Here is a 16,567-nt window from a genome sequence, read left to right as displayed (position 1 = left end):
GCGCATGCGTCGCGGCTATCGCACCGGTGCCCGGATCGCTTACTATCGCCCCATCGCGCCCTGCGCCATCCCTTTGCCAGGAGTCCTCATTGATGCCACTTGCCCACCGCCGCCTGCTGCTGGCCTGCGCCTGCGCCTTGCTCGCGGCCTGCAGCCCGTTTGCCCCGCCGCCCGCCGCCTCGCTCCCGGCCGCGCCGGCAGCGGTGCCGGCCATGCAGGCGCCGCCCTGGCAACAGCCGGGCGTGCGCATCCTGCACATCGCCCCGCAGGAATCCCTGCTGACCATCACCGTGCGCCGCGGCGGCGCGCTGGCGCGGCTCGGGCATGACCACGTGGTGGCCAGCCGCAGCCTGCAGGGCGTGGTGGCGCCCGCGCCGGGACGCGCGCAGTTCCGCTTCCGGCTCGACGAGATGAGTGTGGATGAAGCCGGCCTGCGCCAGGCGGCCGGCTTGACGACGACGCCGTCGGCCGACGCCATCGCCGGCACGCGCCACAACATGCTGGTGCGCGTGCTCGAGGCGGAACGCTATCCGTGGGTAAACATCGAAGCGCGCCGCACGGGCGACAGGGAAGTGCTCGAGGCGGACATCACCCTGCATGGCGTGACGCGCACGCTGCAGCTGCCGGTGCGGATTGAGGAATCGGCCGGTGGCCGCCAGCTGCAGGCCAGCGGCAGCCTGCTCTTGAAACAGAGCGACTTCGGCATCGTGCCCTTCGCCGTCCTGGGCGGCGCCATGGCCGTGCAGGATCAGATGGAACTGGCGTTTCGCATTACCGCCAGGCAAGAGCTCAGCGCGCCAGGATCAGGCGCAAGCCCAGGCCGATGAAGATGGTGCCGGCCACCCGGTCGAGCCACAGGCCGGCGCGCGGGCGGCGGTTCAGCCAGTGTCCGACGGCGCCGGAAAAATAGCCGAGCAAGCCGAACAGCACGCAAGCCTGTGCAGTGAAGACGAGGCCCAGCTGCGCCGTTTGCCAGCTGGCATTGCCCTGGCCCGCGACGATGAACTGCGGCAGGAACGACAGGAAAAACAGCACGACTTTCGGATTGATACTGTTGGCAAACAAGCCCTTGCCGAACAGGCGCAGCAGCGATTCGTCCGGCAAGGCCGCCGCGCCATCGACTTTCGCGCCGCCGCGGCTGCGCAAGGCGCCGATGCCCAGCCACACCAGGTATAGCCCGCCGGCCACTTTCAGCGCGGTAAAGGCCGTGGGCGAGGCGGCCAGCAGGGCCGATACGCCGATGGTCGCCAGCACGGTGTGCGTGAGGCAGCCAAGGGCGCAGCCCAGGCCGAACGCCATGCCCTGGCGGCGTCCGCGCGACATGCCCACGCCCAGCACCATCAAATTGTCGGGGCCGGGACTGGCGGTAATGAGAACGGCGGCGGCCAGGAAGGCCAGGAACTGGTCGGGACTGAGCATGAATATCTCGCGGGCAAAGGCGCCATGATACCGGAGCGGGCGTCATGCCGGCAGGACATGAAATTGTCCGTATGCCAGCAAGAGTCGATTAAAATGGGCACTCCACAGCAAACGGCGTTGCCGCCGCTCCCCGCGCGACCATCACCAAACCCATCGATGCCAGCCCACCCGCCCCTTTCCCGCCACCGCGCTTCCAGCTCCCGCGTCTGCGCCTGGCTATGCGGCTGGCCGCTCCTGGTCGGCCTGCTGATCGGCCTGCTGGGCCTGGCGGGTGGGGCGCAGGCGGCGCCCTTGCCCCTGAGCAAGCAAGGCATCCAGCACCTGGGCAACGGTGGGCAACTGTTTCTCGCCGGAAATGACGCCGCACCCGCCGATGCGGCCGCCCTGCCCGCCTGGCTGGCGCAACAGCGCCCGGCCAGCCAGGTCGACCTGTTCGGCGGCGCCTACTGGCTGCACGCGCAGGTGCGCAACGACAGCGGCGAAACGTCCTGGGTCATCGACCCGAACGACACCCTGATCGACCTGGTCGACGTGTACGTGTATGGCCCCGGGCCGCAGACGGCGCCGCAGACCTTGCTGACGGGCTACCAGCGTCCGCACGAATATTTGTTGCACTACGGCAGGAACGTGCAACTGGCGCCCGGCGCCACGTATGACATCCTGATCCGCTTTTCCAGCCCCTATTACGCGCGCGCGCCGCTGTTCGGCGTGCAGACGCAGCAGGATTACCGCAAGCTGGTGGGCAAGGAAAACTTCCTGATGGTGGCGTCGATCGGCGCCCTGCTGGCGCTGGGCCTGTTCAATTTCTTCATCTTTTCCATCACCCTGGAAAAAGCCTCGGCCTATTACGCGCTGTACGTGCTGACCTATGGCCTGGCCTGGGCCATGACCTTCCACGTCTTTGCCGACCTGTTCGACTGGCGCCTGCTGCAGCTGCATTACGTGCCGTTTTTCCTGCTGCCCGTCTTCAGCACCCTGTTCTACACGCATTTCCTGCGCCTGCGCGACTACTCGCCCCTGCTGCACCGCATCAGCAAGGTCAACCTGGTGCTCCCCCTGCTGCTGCTGCCCAGCTGCTTCTTCGCCCTGTCGTATGCGCACACGCTGGCCACCATCGTCATCAGCATCTGGATGCTGCTGGCGCTCGTCTGCGGCATCGTCGTCTGGTGCCGCGGCTACCAGCCGGCGCGCTTCTTCGTGCTGGCCTTCGTCGCCCTGATGCTGCCCGGCTTCCTGATCCTGCCCGCCAACCTGGGCCTGATGCCGGCCATGGTGGCCAACGCCCAGCTGGTGACCCTGCTGGGCGGCACCTTCGACGGCTTGCTGCTGGCCTTTGCCCTGGCCGACCAGATCCGCCTGCTGCGCAACAACCTGGAACAGCGCGTGCAGGAGCGCACCCTGGCGCTCACCCTCAGCAACGACGCCCTGCTGAAGGCCAAGGAACACGCGGAAGTGGTCAGCCGCCACCGCATCGATTTTCTGTCCGCCATGAGCCACGACATCCGCACGCCGCTGGCCGGCGTGATCGGCATGCTGAAATTCGCCCTGCGCGACCAGTCCGTCAAAGGCCGCACGCAGGAATACCTGCGCATCGGCTTGCACAATGGCGTGTCGCTGTTGACCATTCTCAATGACATCCTCGATTTCTCGAAGATCGACGCCGGCAAGCTGACCCTGGAAACCGTGGACTTCGACCTGCTGGCGCTGATCGGCGACGCGGCCGGCATCGTGCAGGGCCAGGCCGACGCCAAGAGCCTGCTGCTGCGCCGCGAACTGGCGCTGGACTTGCCGCGCTACGTGCGCGCCGATCCCACGCGCCTGCGGCAAATCCTCATCAACCTGCTGGGCAATGCGCTGAAATTCACGGCGAATGGCGAAGTGCTGCTGGAAGTGCGGCGCGCCCGCACGCCGCCGCGCCGCGACGGCCGCAGCGAGATCGAATTCATCATCAGCGACACGGGCCCCGGCATCGACGCGGACACCTTGCCCCGCCTGTTCCAGAAATTCGAGCAGGCCGACCACTCCACCACGCGGCGCTACGGCGGCACGGGCCTGGGCCTGGCCATCTGCAAGGAGCTGGTCGAACTGATGAACGGCACGATCGGCGTGGAAAGCCGCATCGGCATCGGCTCGCGCTTCCATTTCACCTTGCCGCTGACGCCAGGCAGCGCGCCGGCGGCCGACGCGCGCCGGCCGGCACGCCACGCGCGCCACGCCTGCCGCCTGCGCATCCTGTGCGCGGAAGACGTGCGCACCAACCAGATCATCATCGGCACCCTGCTCGAAAGCATGGGGCATGCCGTGACCATCGTGGAAAACGGCGAGCAGGCGCTGCGCGCGCTGGGTGCGGGCGCCTACGATTGCGTACTGATGGATGGCCGCATGCCGCTGATGGATGGCGAACAGGCGGCGCGCCTGATCCGCGACGGCGGCAACGCCGAATTCCCCATTCCCGACGCGCACATTCCCATCCTCGCGCTGACGGCCAACGCCAGCGAACATGACCGGCAACGCTATCTGGCCTCCGGCATGGACGACTTCCTCAGCAAGCCCGTCGACGAAGCGCTGCTGTTCGAGAAAATCGACGCCCTCATCGACCTGTTGCTGGCGCGCGGCCACGCGCTGCCGCCTGCCGCGCCCATCGGGGACGACACCTTGGCGCGCCAGTTCGGCCTGGACGAGGCCGGCACGGCGCAGGCGGAGACGCCGGCCGACCCCATGACGGCGCCCGTGCACATTTTGCCGCTGGCCGGCCTGTCGCCGCAGCATTTGCAGCGCATCGCGCAAGCGTTCCTGACGGAAGCGCCGCGGCGCCTGGACCTGGCTTGCCACGCCGTGCGCGATGGCAATGCCAGCGCGGCGGCCGCCGCCTTCCACGCCCTGAAGGGCAGCGCCGGCTACCTGAGCCGCCCCACCCTGCACGGCCTGTGCCACCAGATGGAAACCCTGGCCTCGAACGGCCAGCTCGATAACGTGGAACAGTTCCTGCCGCAGTTGCAGGAGGCGCTGAGCGTGGCGCGGCGCGACCTGGAAACTCAGCCCGCCGGCTGAGCCATCCAGCCATGCGCTTGCAGCCACGCCAGCAACAGCCGTGGCCAGGCGGCCGGCTCGCTGCCCGGCTTGCCCAGGCCCCAGCCATGGCCGCCGTGCTGGAACAAATGCACTTCGACGGGCACGCCCGCGCGGCGCAGGGCGGCCGCCATCAGCCGGCTGTTCTCGGGCGGCGCAATCGGGTCATCGAGCGCCTGCGCAATGAACATCGGCGGCGTGCGCGCATCGACGTGCAATTCCACCGACAGCGCGTCGCGCGCCGCCTGCACGGGGCGACGTCCCAGCAACTGCTTTTTCGCATGCGTCGTGTCGAATGGCGCTTGCATGGTCAGCACGGGGTACAGCAGCACGGCAAAGTCGGGGCGCGCGGAAACGGCATCGACCGCATCGACGGGCGCGTAGCGGGCCGCGTCAGGCTGCACGGCCGTCATGCCGGCCAGGTGGGCGCCGGCGGAAAATCCCAGCATGCCGATGCGCGCCGGGTCGATACCCCATTCGGCCGCGCGCGCACGGATCACGCGCATGGCACGCTGGCCATCCTGGAACGGCGCGCTGACGCCTCCGCCCTCCTGCGGCAGGCGGTACACGAGTTCAAACGCCGTGACGCCCTGCGCCTGCAGCCAGCGGGCGGTGGGGCCGCTCTCCTTGCCCGCCTCGATATGCGCATAGCCGCCGCCGCTGACCAGGAGCATGGCGATACCGTTCGGCTGCGCCGGGCGGTGCGCGATCAGATACGGTTGTTCGACCTGCGTGATGGATCCCTTGGCGCTGTCGCGCTGCGGGCCCGGCGCCGCGCCACCGGGCGGCGCGCCGGGCCACAGCACAATCGCGCCCGGCGGCGCGGCGACCGCGTGCAGGTTGATACAGATCAGAAACAACAGCAGCAGGCGTTGCATGATTCGCTCGCGCAGGGAACAATGAAACGCCATCATAGCGAAATCACTAAAAATCCGTCTCCCCCTGGATCACGGCCGGATAACCCGTCATGGCGCGCGACGTCTGCATGCCGGCCATGACGGCCGCCTCCACGCAGCCCGCGTTGATGCCCGTCTTGATCCAGTCGCCCGTGAGGAACAGATTGCTGAACCCCGACTGGTCGGTGGCCAGCCGGTACTGCGTGCTGTTCACCACCGACATCACATAGCGCTCAGACGGATCGACGTTGGCGCGCCAGTACTGGCTGTCGAAACGGGCCGCGCCCGTGGCCGCCTTGGCGTCCACCAGCCATTGCCACGGGAACGCGCCCGGCCCGCCCGCTTCGGGCCACAGCGCACCGATCTCGCGTTCCAGCTGGTGCAGCGCGCCCTGCTTCGCCCTGGCCGCACAGCGGGCGGGGAAATCCGTATCGGTGACTGGCGGATAGCTGTCGACGGGGAAGGCGCTGCAAAAATAGGAGACGTTTTTCGGCACCAGTCCCGCCGGCCAATCCTCGTGCGCCAACAATTGATCCATCGGCGCCCACGTGTCGTACGGCTCCGTGAAGGCCGACAGCACGGGCTGCTGGCCCTTCGGTTGCGTGGTCCAGCCCATCTGACGCAAATCCTTGTTGAGCCACACCTGGTAGGCTTGCGTGGCCACGGTTTTCACCTTGTCGGCCGCCAGTTGCAGGGCCGGGCTTTGCGCCAGCAGTTGCGGACACAGGGCGGGCAGCGAGCCGATGGAAATGCCGAACACCACCTTGTCGAAGTCGACGCCCTTCTTCAATACCGTGGCGGGCAGCGCGCGGCCGAACGCTTGCTGGTACTGCTGCGGCCAGTCGCTCCAGTACGATTCCAGGTTGACCCCTTTCTCCTGCAGCAGCAGCGCCTGCGCCGCTTCGATCTGCGCGTAATCGGGCGCGCTGGGCCAGCACGCCAGGCCTTTCACGTCGACCAGCGGCGCATAGCCGGCGGCGGGGTCCTTCAATTGCACCTGCTCGGTGATGCGGATGCTGTCGATGTCGCCCGCGCCGGGCACCAGTTCTTCCACGCGCTGGAAGAACTTGAATTCCACACCCCTTTTTTTCAACACTTGGTACAGCGGCGTGAAGATCGTGTCGCCCATGCCCGCCTGCATCTTGAACATGATGCCGCCCTTGTAGGCCAGGCCGATGCGCGCCATCGCCCGCAACAGCGTCCCCGCCTCGATGTTCGGTTTCGAAAAATCGCCACCCTCGTAGGCGAACACCAGGTCATAGAAGCCGCGCACGGGCGCCGAGTTGACGCTGAACTGCTCGTCGCCGCCATGCTTGCGCAGCCAGTCGCGGAAATCAATATCGTTGATGACGTCGAAGCCGTTCTTGAACACGCCATCCTGGAACATGCCCTTCATGACCGTGATGCCCAGGTCCAGGCAAATGAACAGGCGGCGCAATTCGTCGTCGCCATCGATCAGGGCCCGGTAGCGCAGGCGCAGCCAGGCGCGGATGCCGTTCAGGGTGCTGGCCAGCAGCTGGTGGCGGGCCTGGTCGTGGCGCGTGGAGTCCGGCGCCAGGTCGGCCACCAGCGCCGCCAGCGCGCCCACGGACAGGCCCACGTCCAGTCCCAGCTCGTCGGCCTGCCCCACCACTTCATCGGCCAGGCGGCGCAGCCAGCCCGGCCACACGCCCTCGCCTTGCGATGCGCTGGCGCGCACGATGCGCGCATCGGCGTCCGCCACTTGCCGGATCTGGCGTATCCATTGCTCGATCCAGCCCACCATGGCGACGGCCATCTGCCACAGGGTGATGTCTTCGCCGCCCTCGCCCGGCTCGCCCGGCAAGGTGGGAAAGACGATGGACCAGTTGCGCCACTTGCCCTTGACGTCTTCCGACAGGGCCACGTAATCGTGCTGCTTGAAAGCGTCGCGCCAGGTGGCCAGCGGCGCGCCGGGAGGACGGTCCAGGCTCGCATACGCTTCCTTGATCATCCTGAAGGCGTTCGCGTAAAAGCCGAACCAGATGTGCAGGCCGTGCTCCTCGATGCGCTGGCCCGCTTGCGCATTGCGTCCGCTGGCGCCCTTGCCGCCCAGGCGCCAGCCCAGCTGGTACACGGTGATGGCGTGCCGGTTTTGCCAACCCGGCTGGTTCGTCAGATAGTACGCGGTGGTCATGGCCGCCACGCCGCCGCCGAGGATGGCGATCTTTTCCGGCGCGATGCGGGAATTGTCGACCAGTTCCTCGCCCGGCATGGCCGTGAAATCGAAATTCACCTGGAACGGCAAGATCGCCGCCTGCGATCCCAGTTTCAGGCCCAGGGTCTGATCCAGCGGGAAGCTGTCGAAGGCGTGCAGCGTGCATTCGTATTCGTAGCCAAGCAGGCGCGCGCTGTGCAGGCGGTTGATCTCGGCCGGCGCAGCCACCAGGGCCTGGTACACGGCTTTCACGCCCGCGCTGTCGGGGAATTGCTTGAGGAAAATCTGGTCGATGCGCGGGTTGCGCAGCAGCGACAAAACATCGGCCCAGCCGGCCTGATCCATGTCAAAGAAATCGGGGATGGACAGGAAAATCTGGAACGCCTGCTCGATGAGTTCCAGGAAACTGTTGATGGGCTTGTGCTGCCCCGTCTGCACGGTGGCGTTGACTTCCAGCAAAGGGTGCAGGGCCAGTTTTGTTTCCGGCGAAAAATGCTGGAAACCCTTGGCGGCCACGGAGCAGCGCAGCGGTTCGCTGCCGGCGGCGGGGATCTCGTAGTCGCACAGATACTTCGGATAACCGAACAGTTCGCGCCCGTTGATCAGGGCCATGGCGTCATCGACGAAGATATGGCACGGATACCAGTAGATATGCGCGAGCTTGCCGGCGGCATCCATCTGGCCGACCATGATCCAGGTGACGATATCGACTTCCGTGATCCAGCCCTTGGCCTGGTCGACGGGGTTGGCGGAATCCGCATGGTTGACGCGCGTAAACGTCAGCATCACATACGGCGACAGGGCTTTCAGTGTCATCTTGCTGCCCGCCACCTGGTTCAGGGTGGTATTCACGGTCGCTTGCAGCTTCGCCAGGTCGCCCCGGACGAAATAGCCGTACATTTCCGACTGTTTCAATTGCAGCGGCGAGTGCATCATCACCGAACCGCCCTGATAGATATAAGAAGGTCTTGCCGTAGGTATCGCCGTCATTGCCTTGCCCCCAAATTTAAATTTCAGACAAACAAGATTTCCACAGTGTATTTGAGAAATATCAATGAATGATATGAAATAAATTAAAGGATTTGCCAAGATGCATAGGCTCGGCCGGAAGGGCGAAGGACGGGCGGGAGGCAAGCGGCGGCCATCCGGTGTAGGATGGATCATCCGTGCAAAGCAGGCGAGCTGATCCAGAAATGATTACTACCGACTACGTATCCACTTATTCAGGCAACCGTTTTTATCCCTTGCGCCCGCATATCGACAAGGTCGCCATCGAAGACATCGCCCACGGCCTTGCTTACCAGTGCCGCTTCAATGGACAGACGCAAGTGTTTTACTCGGTTGCCCAGCACAGCCTGATCGTCGCCGAGCTGGTGCCGCCCCCCTTGCGCCTGGCCGCCCTGCTGCACGACGCGGCCGAAGCCTACCTGGGCGACATGGTGAAGCCCCTGAAAGTGCTGTTGCCGGAGTTTTCCGTGCTGGAAGACAAGGTCAGCGCCATCATCGCCGCCACGTATGGCCTGGACTTTTCCGATTACGCCCCCATCAAACGGGCCGACCTGATCGCGCTGGCCACGGAAAAGCGCGACCTGATGCCGCACTCGGCCGAGCGCTGGGCTTACCTTGACGGCATCGCCCCCTTGCCCGGTATAATCGAGGCCATGGGTCCGGCCGAAGCCAAGCAGCGCTTCCTGCAGGCGTTTGCCCGGTTGGGCGGCCTCGGGGTCGCCGCATGAATGCTTGCCCCAACCGCACGAACGGGCGCTAAGCCCCGGTTTTTGCACGGCTTTTTTAGATATCCACAGCAACTGTGGATAAAGTTGTTGATAAGCCCCTCTTGACAAGCCGCAACACCAGTATTGATGCGGGTTTCAACAATTTGCTGATTTCACAGGCAATTTTTTACCCCAATGAAATCAATGACTTGCAATCAGGAGTTTGCGCTAGAACAAACTTTCTCTGTCACCATGAAAATATATTTTGCGGTGCATTGGCAATCCCTGGCCCAGGCCGTCTTGCTTGAACAGCATTGTTTTGACAAACCCCGCAGACTGGCATAGTGTGGAGTAGCGACGACGATCAACGGTGGATAAACGCATGAATATGGATAGCGATAATTCCGCCAAGGGGGCGGACGAACCCGACTGGCTGGTCGACGAACCGCTGGAACGGGCAGAAGCGGCGGCGGAACCCGCCAACGCGGCGCCTTGGCGCGTGCTGATCGTCGATGACGATGTCGACGTGCATGTGGTGACCAAGTTCGCCCTCAGCCAGGCCAGCTTCCAGGGCCGCCGGCTGAGCTTTTTGCACGCGTATTCGGGCGCCGAGGCGCTGGCCTTGCTGCGCGGCACGCAAGATATCGCCGTGGTGCTGCTCGACGTCATCATGGAAACTCAGGATGCCGGCCTGCAAGTGGCGCGCCAGGTACGCGAAGACTTGCACAACAGCGCCGTGCGCATCATCCTGCGCACGGGCCAGCCCGGCCAGGCGCTGGAACACCGCATCATCATCGACTACGACATCAACGATTTCTGGTGCAAGACGGACCTCACCACGCGCAAGTTGTTTACCACCGTGATCGCCTCGCTGCGCACCTACGCCACCTTGCGCGAAGCGCAGCAACAGGTCGCCGAACTGGCCGCAGCCCTGGCCCAGTGCGGCGATACGCCAGCGGCGCCGGCCGGCGGCACGCCCTGACCCTGCGCCGCTACTTTCAGTCATAAAAACAAGAGCACTGGATAGGCATACAGGCTTGCTGCATGCCCCATTCCGGCCCATCTTGCCCGCCGATTGCATGGGCTGAACGGCGTCAATTTCCTAAGTGGCGGATTGTTAAGCGCTTTTTCAGATATCCACACGGACTGTGGATATCTTTGTGGATAAGCGCCTATTGACAGCCTTCAAAGCCACAGCCCGTGCGGCTTTCAATAAACTGCTCAATCAAACAGCAAAAATAAAACCCTTTAAAATCAATCACTTATAAACTCACACATAATCACAAGAAAATTATTTCGCCAATTTCGTTAACTCATCATTTGTGCATAACTGAGCCGTAATGATCAATCCGACAACAGCGGATCGCGGCCGCCGGCAACACAGTTGCCGTGCGGATACTCAATGCACGGTCTGCCGGCGCTGCTCCGGGTGCAGCAGCACGCGCTCGATCAGTTCCGGGGCGACATTGTATGACTTCAGGTATTCCAGTGCGCACAAGGTACTGAAGGCCGCCTGCACGGCGATGCCCAGATTGACGATATCGCACATCTTCTGGTCGACCCGGGCATGCGGCACCACGGTTTTGACGGGCATATGCAGCGTTTCTGTGGATTGAGGCATGATGGACAACTCCTGCGAAGGGGACGGAGGGAGGAGACGGCGTAGCGGTGCGAACCGCGACAGCGCGGACAGGGACAGCGATCATGGTGCCGATAAAAGTATTGCCGATAAACTCTCGATGTCAATGGCAGGGAAACATGAGCCACGGTTTTTTTCTTCCAGGCACAACCGCAGCCGAAAGCGATGGACAAGCCCGAGCGGCCACGGCGATAATCAGCCATGCCTGCCCCCGCCGCCACCCAGCCCGACCTCCCCCGTCCCCAGCCCGCCTCGCTTGCCGACCTGTTCTTCTCGTTCACCTGGCTGGCCCTGCAAGGCTTTGGCGGCGTGCTGGCCGTGATCCAGCGCGAGATGGTCGAGCGCAAGCGCTGGCTGACGCAGGAGGAATTCCTGGAAGACTGGGCCGTGGCGCAAATCATGCCCGGCCCCAATGTCGTCAACCTGTCCCTGATGGTGGGCGGGCGCTATTTCGGCTTGAAAGGCGCGCTGACGGCGCTGGCCGGCATGCTGGCCGTGCCCCTCGTCATCGTGCTCGTGCTGGGCGTGCTGTACACGCGCTTCGGCGACAATCCGCAGATGGCGGGCGCCCTGCGCGGCATGGCGGCCGTCTCGGCCGGCATGATCGCCGCCACGGGCGTGAAACTGGCGACCGCGCTGGTCAGGCATCCGCTGCCCCTGTGGCTGACCTTGTCCATCACCGTGCTGGGCGTGCTGATGGTGGCGATCTTCCGCTGGCCCCTGCTGTACATCCTGCTGGGCCTGGGCAGCATCGGCTGCCTGCTCACGTATCGAAAGCTGTCCGCATGACGCCGCCCCTGCAACTGGTGCTGAGCGCGGGCGACTGGCTGAACCTGTTCGGCCATTACCTGATGCTGTCGCTGATGTCGATCGGCGGCGCCATTTCCACCACGTCCGAAATGCACCGTTTCCTCGTCGAGCAGCATGGCTGGCTGACGCAGGCGCAATTCAACGAGTCGATCGCCATCGCCCAGGCCGCACCCGGCCCGAACGTGCTGTTCGTCGCCCTGATGGGCTGGAACGTGGGCATGAACGCGGGCAGCTACACGGCCGCCTGGCTTGGCGTGTTCATCACGATGGTGGGCATCATGTTGCCCAGCACCACCCTCACCTACGTGGCAGCCCAGTGGGGCTACCGCAACCGCGACCTGCGCCCCGTGCGCGCCTTCAAGCAAGGCATGGCGCCCATCGTCGTCGCCCTCTTGATTTCCACGGGCATGATTTTGGGCGGCGCCAACCACCAATGGCGCACCGACTGGCCCCTGTGGACCCTGTCCATCGTGGCTGGCCTCATCATCTGGCGCACGAAGATCCATTTATTGTGGCTGCTGGCGGCGGGCGCCGTGCTGGGCTGGTTCCAGCTCATCTGACCTCACACGGCAAGGTGCCGCTTCACCTCCTCGCCATCCATCTGTTCTGCATTGCCGCTGGCCACGACACTGCCGCGCGACAGCACGATAAATTCGTCGGCCAGTTCGCGGGCGAAATCGAAATATTGCTCGCACAGCACGATGGCCATGTCGCCGCGCTGTTTCAGCAAGGAAATGACACTGCCGATATCCTTGATGACGGACGGCTGGATGCCCTCCGTCGGCTCGTCGAAGATGATCAGCTGCGGCTCGGCCAGCAGGGCGCGGGCGATGGCCAGTTGCTGCTGTTGCCCGCCTGACAAATCTCCGCCGCGCCGCTGCAGCATCTCTTTCAATACCGGAAACAGTTCATATACGTGGGGATCGATGCGCGCAGCTTGCCTGCCCCGCTTCACCGCCATGCCCATCAGCAAGTTTTCCTCGACCGTCAGGCGCGCAAAGATGTCGCGCCCCTGCGGCACGTAAGCGATGCCCAGCTTGGCCCGCGCATGGGGCGCCAGCCTCGTGATGTCGCGGCCATTGAAGACCACCTGGCCCTGCGCCACGGGCAGCACGCCCATCAGGCATTTCAGCAAGGTCGTCTTGCCCACGCCATTCCTGCCCAGCAAGGCCAGGCACTCGCCCTTGCGCGCCGACAGATTGATGCCGCGCAAGGTGTGCGAGGAGCCATAGTATTGATTTAACTGTTGCACTTCCAGCATGGTCTGCGATCTCCCCTATTATCTTCCCAGATAGACTTCGATAACCCGCTCGTCGGCTTGCACCTCGTCCATGCGGCCCTGCGCCAGCACGGAACCCTCGTGCAGCACGGTGACGATGCCTTGCCGGGCGATTTCCGTCACAAAGCCCATGTCGTGCTCGACCACCATGATCGAATGTTTGCCCCGTAATTCATTGAGCAATTCCGCCGTGCGCGCCGTTTCCGCATCCGACATGCCGGCCACGGGTTCATCGAGCAGTATCAGCTGCGGCTCCTGCATCAGGAGCATGCCGATTTCCAGCCACTGCTTTTGCCCGTGCGACAGCAAACCGGCCGGCCGCGCTTCGTGGCCATTGAGGCGGATCAAACGCAATACCGCTTCGATCTTGCCTGCCTGCTCGGACGTGAGGCGCGCAAACAGGGTGGGCGCCACGCGCTTGTCCATCTTCATCGCCAGTTCCAGGTTGTCGAACACCGTGTGCTGCTCGAACACGGTGGGACGCTGGAACTTGCGGCCGATGCCCGCGTGGGCGATCTGCGCTTCCGTCATGGTCGCCAGATTCATGGTTTGCCCGAACCAGGCCGTGCCGGACGTGGGCCGCGTCTTGCCCGTGATCACATCCATCATCGTCGTCTTGCCCGCGCCGTTAGGCCCGATGATGCAGCGCAATTCGCCCACGGAAATATCGAGACTGAGCTTGTTGATGGCCTTGAAGCCGTCGAAGGACACGCTGATATCTTCCAGATACAGAATGGCGCCATGCGTCGTGTCGACGCCCTCGCCCTTCACGCGCGCATACGTGGGGCCCGCTTCGGCGCTGGCCATGCCGGGCAGCATGCGGATGCTCATGCGGCCTCCTCTGCCACGACGGCGGCTTTTTTACGTTTGAGCTTGCTCAACACGCCCAGCATGCCTTGCTGCATGAACAGGGTGACGACGATGAACAGCAAGCCCAGCGCGAACAGCCACAGTTCCGGCATGGCGGCCGTGAACCAGCTTTTCAAGCCGTTGACGGTGAAGGCGCCCAAAATCGGGCCGAGCAAGGTGCCGCGCCCGCCTACCGCCACCCACACGACCATCTCGATGGAGTTCGCGGGCGACATCTCGGACGGGTTGATGATGCCCACTTGCGGCACGTACAGGGCGCCGGCGATGCCGCACAGCACGGCCGACAAGGTCCACACGAACAGCTTGAACCACAGCGGGTTGTAGCCGAGGAACATCAAGCGCGCCTCGCTATCGCGCATGCCCTGCAACACCCGTCCCAGCTTCGAGCGGACGATGGCGCGCGCACCGACCAAAGCGGCCAACAGGAAGGCCAGGGTCAGCAGGAACAGCACGGCCCGCGTGGCGGGCGCCGTGATGCTGTGGCCCAATATCGTCTTGAAGTCCGTGAAACCGTTGTTGCCGCCAAAGCCAGTGTCATTGCGGAAGAACAAGAGCATGAAGGCATACGTCATCGCTTGCGTGATGATGGAAAAATACACGCCCTTGATGCGCGAGCGAAACGCGAAGTAACCGAACACGAAGGCCAGCACGCCCGGCACCAGCACGACGAGGGCCATGCAATACCAGAAATGTTCCGTGAAAGCCCAGTACCAGGGGTAGGTTTTCCAGTCGAGAAAGACCATGAAGTCGGGCAAGCTGCTGTGGTACTGGCCCTGGTCGCCGATGGCGCGCATCAGATACATGCCGTGCGCATACGCGCCCAAGGCAAAGAATACGCCGTGGCCCAGGGACAATATGCCCGTGTAGCCCCAGACGAGGTCCAGCGCCAGCGCGGCCAGCGCATAGCACATGAACTTGCCCACCAGCGCCACCGTATAGGCGGACACGTGCAAAGCATGCCCTTCGGCAAACGCCAGGTTAAAAATCGGCAACAACGCCGCCAGTAATGTGCAGGCGGCAATCGCCAGCCACACGGGCCGCGTGAACAGGCCAGGCTTGATTTGATGGGAGGTAATCATTCGACGCTGCGTCCCTTCATGGCAAACAGGCCCTGCGGCCGGCGCTGGATGAAAATGATGATGAATATCAAAATGGCGATCTTCGCCAGCACGGCGCCCGCCACCGGTTCGAGGAATTTGTTCACTTCGCCCAGGCCCAGCGCGGCGATCACTGTGCCGGCCAGCTGGCCCACGCCGCCGAGCACCACCACCATGAAGGAATCGACGATGTAGCTTTGGCCCAGGTCCGGCCCCACGTTGCCCAGCTGCGACAGGGCCACGCCGCCGAGCCCCGCGATGCCGGAACCGAGGCCGAAGGTCAGCATGTCCACCTTGCCCGTGGCCACGCCCACGCAATCGGCCATGCGCCGGTTTTGCGTGACGGCCCGCACGAACAGGCCCAGGCGCGTCTTGTTCAAGATCAACCACACGGCCACGACCACGGCGATGGCAAAAACGATGATGGCCAGGCGGTTGTACGGCAGCACGAGGCCGCCCAGCACGGTGACGCCGCCCGACATCCAGGCCGGATTGGCCACTTCCACGTTTTGCGCGCCAAAGATCGTGCGCACCGCCTGCATGAGGATCAGGCTGATGCCCCAGGTGGCCAGCAGGGTTTCCAGCGGCCGGCCATACAGCCAGCGGATCACCGTGCGTTCCAGCACTACGCCCACCAGGCCGGAGACGAAAAAAGCGGCCGGCAAGGCGGTCAGCAAATACCAGTCCTGCACGCCGGGCAGGAAGTGGCGGAAAAACAGCTGGCACAGATACGTCGTGTAAGCGCCTATCATCAGCAGTTCGCCATGCGCCATGTTGATGATGCCCATCAAGCCGAACGTGATGGCCAGGCCCAGCGCCGCCAGCAGCAGCACGCTGCCCAGCGAAATGCCGTAAAACACATTGCCGGCGAACTCCATGCGCGCCACTCGTCCCTTGATCTGGCGCATGGTCTCGATGGCGGCCAGTTGCACGGCCTCGTCCGGCTCGCCGGCCCTGCCATCTGGCCCTTTCTCCAGCATGGCTTGCAGCGCGGGCAGCAGGCGCGCATCGCTGCTGCCGGCCAGCGCCTGCACGGCGGCCTTGCGCGTGGCGACGTCGGGCGCATGCAGGTTGGCGCTGGCGATCAGCACCTGCAATATCTGTGTGATTTCAGCATCGTTTTCCTGCGCCAGCGCCGCGCGGATCAAGGGAAGCTGCGCGGGATCAACCGCCTTTTGCAACGCTTGCGCGGCCGCCAGCCGTTCGGCCCGTTCCGGCGCCAGCAGTTTCAGCCCCGACAAGGCGCCCGCCACGGCCGAGCGCAAGCGGTTGTTGACCATCACGCCATCGATGCCGTCGGGCAGCGGCACGCTCTTGCCGAGCGCCGGGTCAAGCGCCTGCTCGCCGTCGACGATGTACACCTTGCCGTCGGGCGTGGCGTACAACGCGTCGTCCTGCAAGGCTTGCAGCACACGGGCGGCCTCGGGCGTGGCAAGGGCGGCGATCTGCGCGACGGCGGCGACCCTGGCGTCGGGATCATCGCCGGCCAACGGCTTGAGCAAGTCGGGAGGGATGGTGGCCTGCGCCATGGACGACAGGCACAGGCAGGCGAAGACCAGCAGCGATGTGAATAGCCTCATTGATATCCCGGGAAAGC

At 64.3% G+C, this 16,567-nt stretch carries 14 protein-coding genes; 6 read left to right on the top strand and 8 right to left on the bottom strand.

Going from position 1 to position 16,567, the window contains the following annotated elements:
- The first annotated feature begins 92 nt into the window (after positions 1–92).
- A complete protein-coding gene (locus NCG91_RS00300) occupies positions 93–827 on the top strand; it encodes a YceI family protein (protein ID WP_251348109.1) in 735 nt (244 codons plus the stop codon).
- Here the strand turns inward: NCG91_RS00300 and NCG91_RS00295 are convergent.
- Entirely contained in the window at positions 790–1,419 is a 630-nt protein-coding gene (locus NCG91_RS00295) for a LysE family translocator (RefSeq protein WP_251348108.1), read from the bottom strand. The genes NCG91_RS00300 and NCG91_RS00295 overlap by 38 nt on opposite strands.
- A 156-nt stretch (positions 1,420–1,575) precedes the next feature.
- On the opposite strand from NCG91_RS00295, the gene NCG91_RS00290 reads away from it, so the two are divergent.
- Positions 1,576–4,470: a hybrid sensor histidine kinase/response regulator gene (locus tag NCG91_RS00290; RefSeq protein ID WP_251348107.1), complete on the top strand. Its 2,895-nt coding sequence runs from the start codon at positions 1,576–1,578 to the stop codon at positions 4,468–4,470.
- Here the strand turns inward: NCG91_RS00290 and NCG91_RS00285 are convergent.
- Both NCG91_RS00285 and NCG91_RS00280 read right to left on the bottom strand, forming a co-directional pair.
- Positions 4,455–5,366, bottom strand: coding sequence for an alpha/beta hydrolase (locus NCG91_RS00285; RefSeq protein ID WP_251348106.1), 912 nt, complete (start codon positions 5,364–5,366; stop codon positions 4,455–4,457). The two genes, NCG91_RS00290 and NCG91_RS00285, sit on opposite strands and share 16 nt — an antisense overlap.
- A 46-nt stretch (positions 5,367–5,412) precedes the next feature.
- Positions 5,413–8,550: an NAD(P)-binding protein gene (locus NCG91_RS00280; protein ID WP_251348105.1), complete on the bottom strand. Its 3,138-nt coding sequence runs from the start codon at positions 8,548–8,550 to the stop codon at positions 5,413–5,415.
- 203 nt (positions 8,551–8,753) lie between these two features.
- Here NCG91_RS00280 and NCG91_RS00275 point away from each other — a divergent pair, with 203 nt between their 5' ends.
- Both NCG91_RS00275 and NCG91_RS00270 read left to right on the top strand, forming a co-directional pair.
- Complete coding sequence (locus NCG91_RS00275) at positions 8,754–9,296, top strand: phosphohydrolase (RefSeq protein ID WP_251348104.1); 543 nt, start codon at positions 8,754–8,756, stop codon at positions 9,294–9,296.
- Between the two features lie 361 nt (positions 9,297–9,657).
- Entirely contained in the window at positions 9,658–10,257 is a 600-nt protein-coding gene (locus NCG91_RS00270) for a response regulator (RefSeq protein WP_251348103.1), read from the top strand.
- 417 nt (positions 10,258–10,674) lie between these two features.
- On the opposite strand, the gene NCG91_RS00265 is transcribed toward NCG91_RS00270, so the two are convergent.
- Entirely contained in the window at positions 10,675–10,896 is a 222-nt protein-coding gene (locus NCG91_RS00265) for a hypothetical protein (protein WP_099667305.1), read from the bottom strand.
- 219 nt (positions 10,897–11,115) lie between these two features.
- Between NCG91_RS00265 and NCG91_RS00260 the strand changes: the two genes are divergently transcribed.
- Both NCG91_RS00260 and NCG91_RS00255 read left to right on the top strand, forming a co-directional pair.
- Positions 11,116–11,703: a chromate transporter gene (locus tag NCG91_RS00260; protein WP_251348102.1), complete on the top strand. Its 588-nt coding sequence runs from the start codon at positions 11,116–11,118 to the stop codon at positions 11,701–11,703.
- Positions 11,700–12,284: a chromate transporter gene (locus NCG91_RS00255; RefSeq protein ID WP_251348101.1), complete on the top strand. Its 585-nt coding sequence runs from the start codon at positions 11,700–11,702 to the stop codon at positions 12,282–12,284. Before NCG91_RS00260 ends, NCG91_RS00255 begins: the two co-directional genes overlap by 4 nt.
- A 2-nt stretch (positions 12,285–12,286) precedes the next feature.
- Here the strand turns inward: NCG91_RS00255 and urtE are convergent, their stop codons facing one another.
- Genes urtE through urtB form a run of 4 tightly spaced genes read right to left on the bottom strand, consistent with a single transcriptional unit; the run spans position 12,287 to position 16,550 of the window.
- Positions 12,287–12,985 carry an urea ABC transporter ATP-binding subunit UrtE gene (gene urtE, locus NCG91_RS00250; RefSeq protein ID WP_251348100.1) on the bottom strand — a complete coding sequence of 233 codons (699 nt, stop codon included), beginning with the start codon at positions 12,983–12,985 and terminating at the stop codon, positions 12,287–12,289.
- An 18-nt stretch (positions 12,986–13,003) separates the two neighbouring features.
- Complete coding sequence (gene urtD / locus NCG91_RS00245; RefSeq protein ID WP_251348099.1) at positions 13,004–13,834, bottom strand: urea ABC transporter ATP-binding protein UrtD; 831 nt, start codon at positions 13,832–13,834, stop codon at positions 13,004–13,006.
- The gene (urtC, locus tag NCG91_RS00240) at positions 13,831–14,952 is read right to left on the bottom strand and encodes an urea ABC transporter permease subunit UrtC (RefSeq protein WP_251348098.1); all 1,122 of its coding nucleotides are present in this window, start codon (positions 14,950–14,952) and stop codon (positions 13,831–13,833) included. Before urtC ends, urtD begins: the two co-directional genes overlap by 4 nt.
- Entirely contained in the window at positions 14,949–16,550 is a 1,602-nt protein-coding gene (urtB, locus tag NCG91_RS00235; RefSeq protein WP_251348097.1) for an urea ABC transporter permease subunit UrtB, read from the bottom strand. Before urtB ends, urtC begins: the two co-directional genes overlap by 4 nt.
- Positions 16,551–16,567 lie beyond the last annotated feature (17 nt).

It is taken from the genome of Janthinobacterium kumbetense (assembly GCF_023703445.1).
Taxonomy (GTDB): Bacteria; Pseudomonadota; Gammaproteobacteria; order Burkholderiales; family Burkholderiaceae_D; genus Janthinobacterium; species Janthinobacterium kumbetense.
This window is presented reverse-complemented; position numbering and strand designations above follow the sequence as displayed.

Bases quoted from the DNA above. Each gene is read 5' to 3' on its own strand.
- NCG91_RS00300 (WP_251348109.1), top strand. From the start codon at position 93: ATGCCACTTGCCCACCGCCGCCTGCTGCTGGCCTGCGCCTGCGCCTTG.
- NCG91_RS00295 (WP_251348108.1), bottom strand. From the start codon at position 1,419: ATGCTCAGTCCCGACCAGTTCCTGGCCTTCCTGGCCGCCGCCGTTCTC.
- NCG91_RS00290 (WP_251348107.1), top strand. From the start codon at position 1,576: ATGCCAGCCCACCCGCCCCTTTCCCGCCACCGCGCTTCCAGCTCCCGC.
- NCG91_RS00285 (WP_251348106.1), bottom strand. From the start codon at position 5,366: ATGCAACGCCTGCTGCTGTTGTTTCTGATCTGTATCAACCTGCACGCG.
- NCG91_RS00280 (WP_251348105.1), bottom strand. From the start codon at position 8,550: ATGACGGCGATACCTACGGCAAGACCTTCTTATATCTATCAGGGCGGT.
- NCG91_RS00275 (WP_251348104.1), top strand. From the start codon at position 8,754: ATGATTACTACCGACTACGTATCCACTTATTCAGGCAACCGTTTTTAT.
- NCG91_RS00270 (WP_251348103.1), top strand. From the start codon at position 9,658: ATGAATATGGATAGCGATAATTCCGCCAAGGGGGCGGACGAACCCGAC.
- NCG91_RS00265 (WP_099667305.1), bottom strand. From the start codon at position 10,896: ATGCCTCAATCCACAGAAACGCTGCATATGCCCGTCAAAACCGTGGTG.
- NCG91_RS00260 (WP_251348102.1), top strand. From the start codon at position 11,116: ATGCCTGCCCCCGCCGCCACCCAGCCCGACCTCCCCCGTCCCCAGCCC.
- NCG91_RS00255 (WP_251348101.1), top strand. From the start codon at position 11,700: ATGACGCCGCCCCTGCAACTGGTGCTGAGCGCGGGCGACTGGCTGAAC.
- urtE (WP_251348100.1), bottom strand. From the start codon at position 12,985: ATGCTGGAAGTGCAACAGTTAAATCAATACTATGGCTCCTCGCACACC.
- urtD (WP_251348099.1), bottom strand. From the start codon at position 13,834: ATGAGCATCCGCATGCTGCCCGGCATGGCCAGCGCCGAAGCGGGCCCC.
- urtC (WP_251348098.1), bottom strand. From the start codon at position 14,952: ATGATTACCTCCCATCAAATCAAGCCTGGCCTGTTCACGCGGCCCGTG.
- urtB (WP_251348097.1), bottom strand. From the start codon at position 16,550: ATGAGGCTATTCACATCGCTGCTGGTCTTCGCCTGCCTGTGCCTGTCG.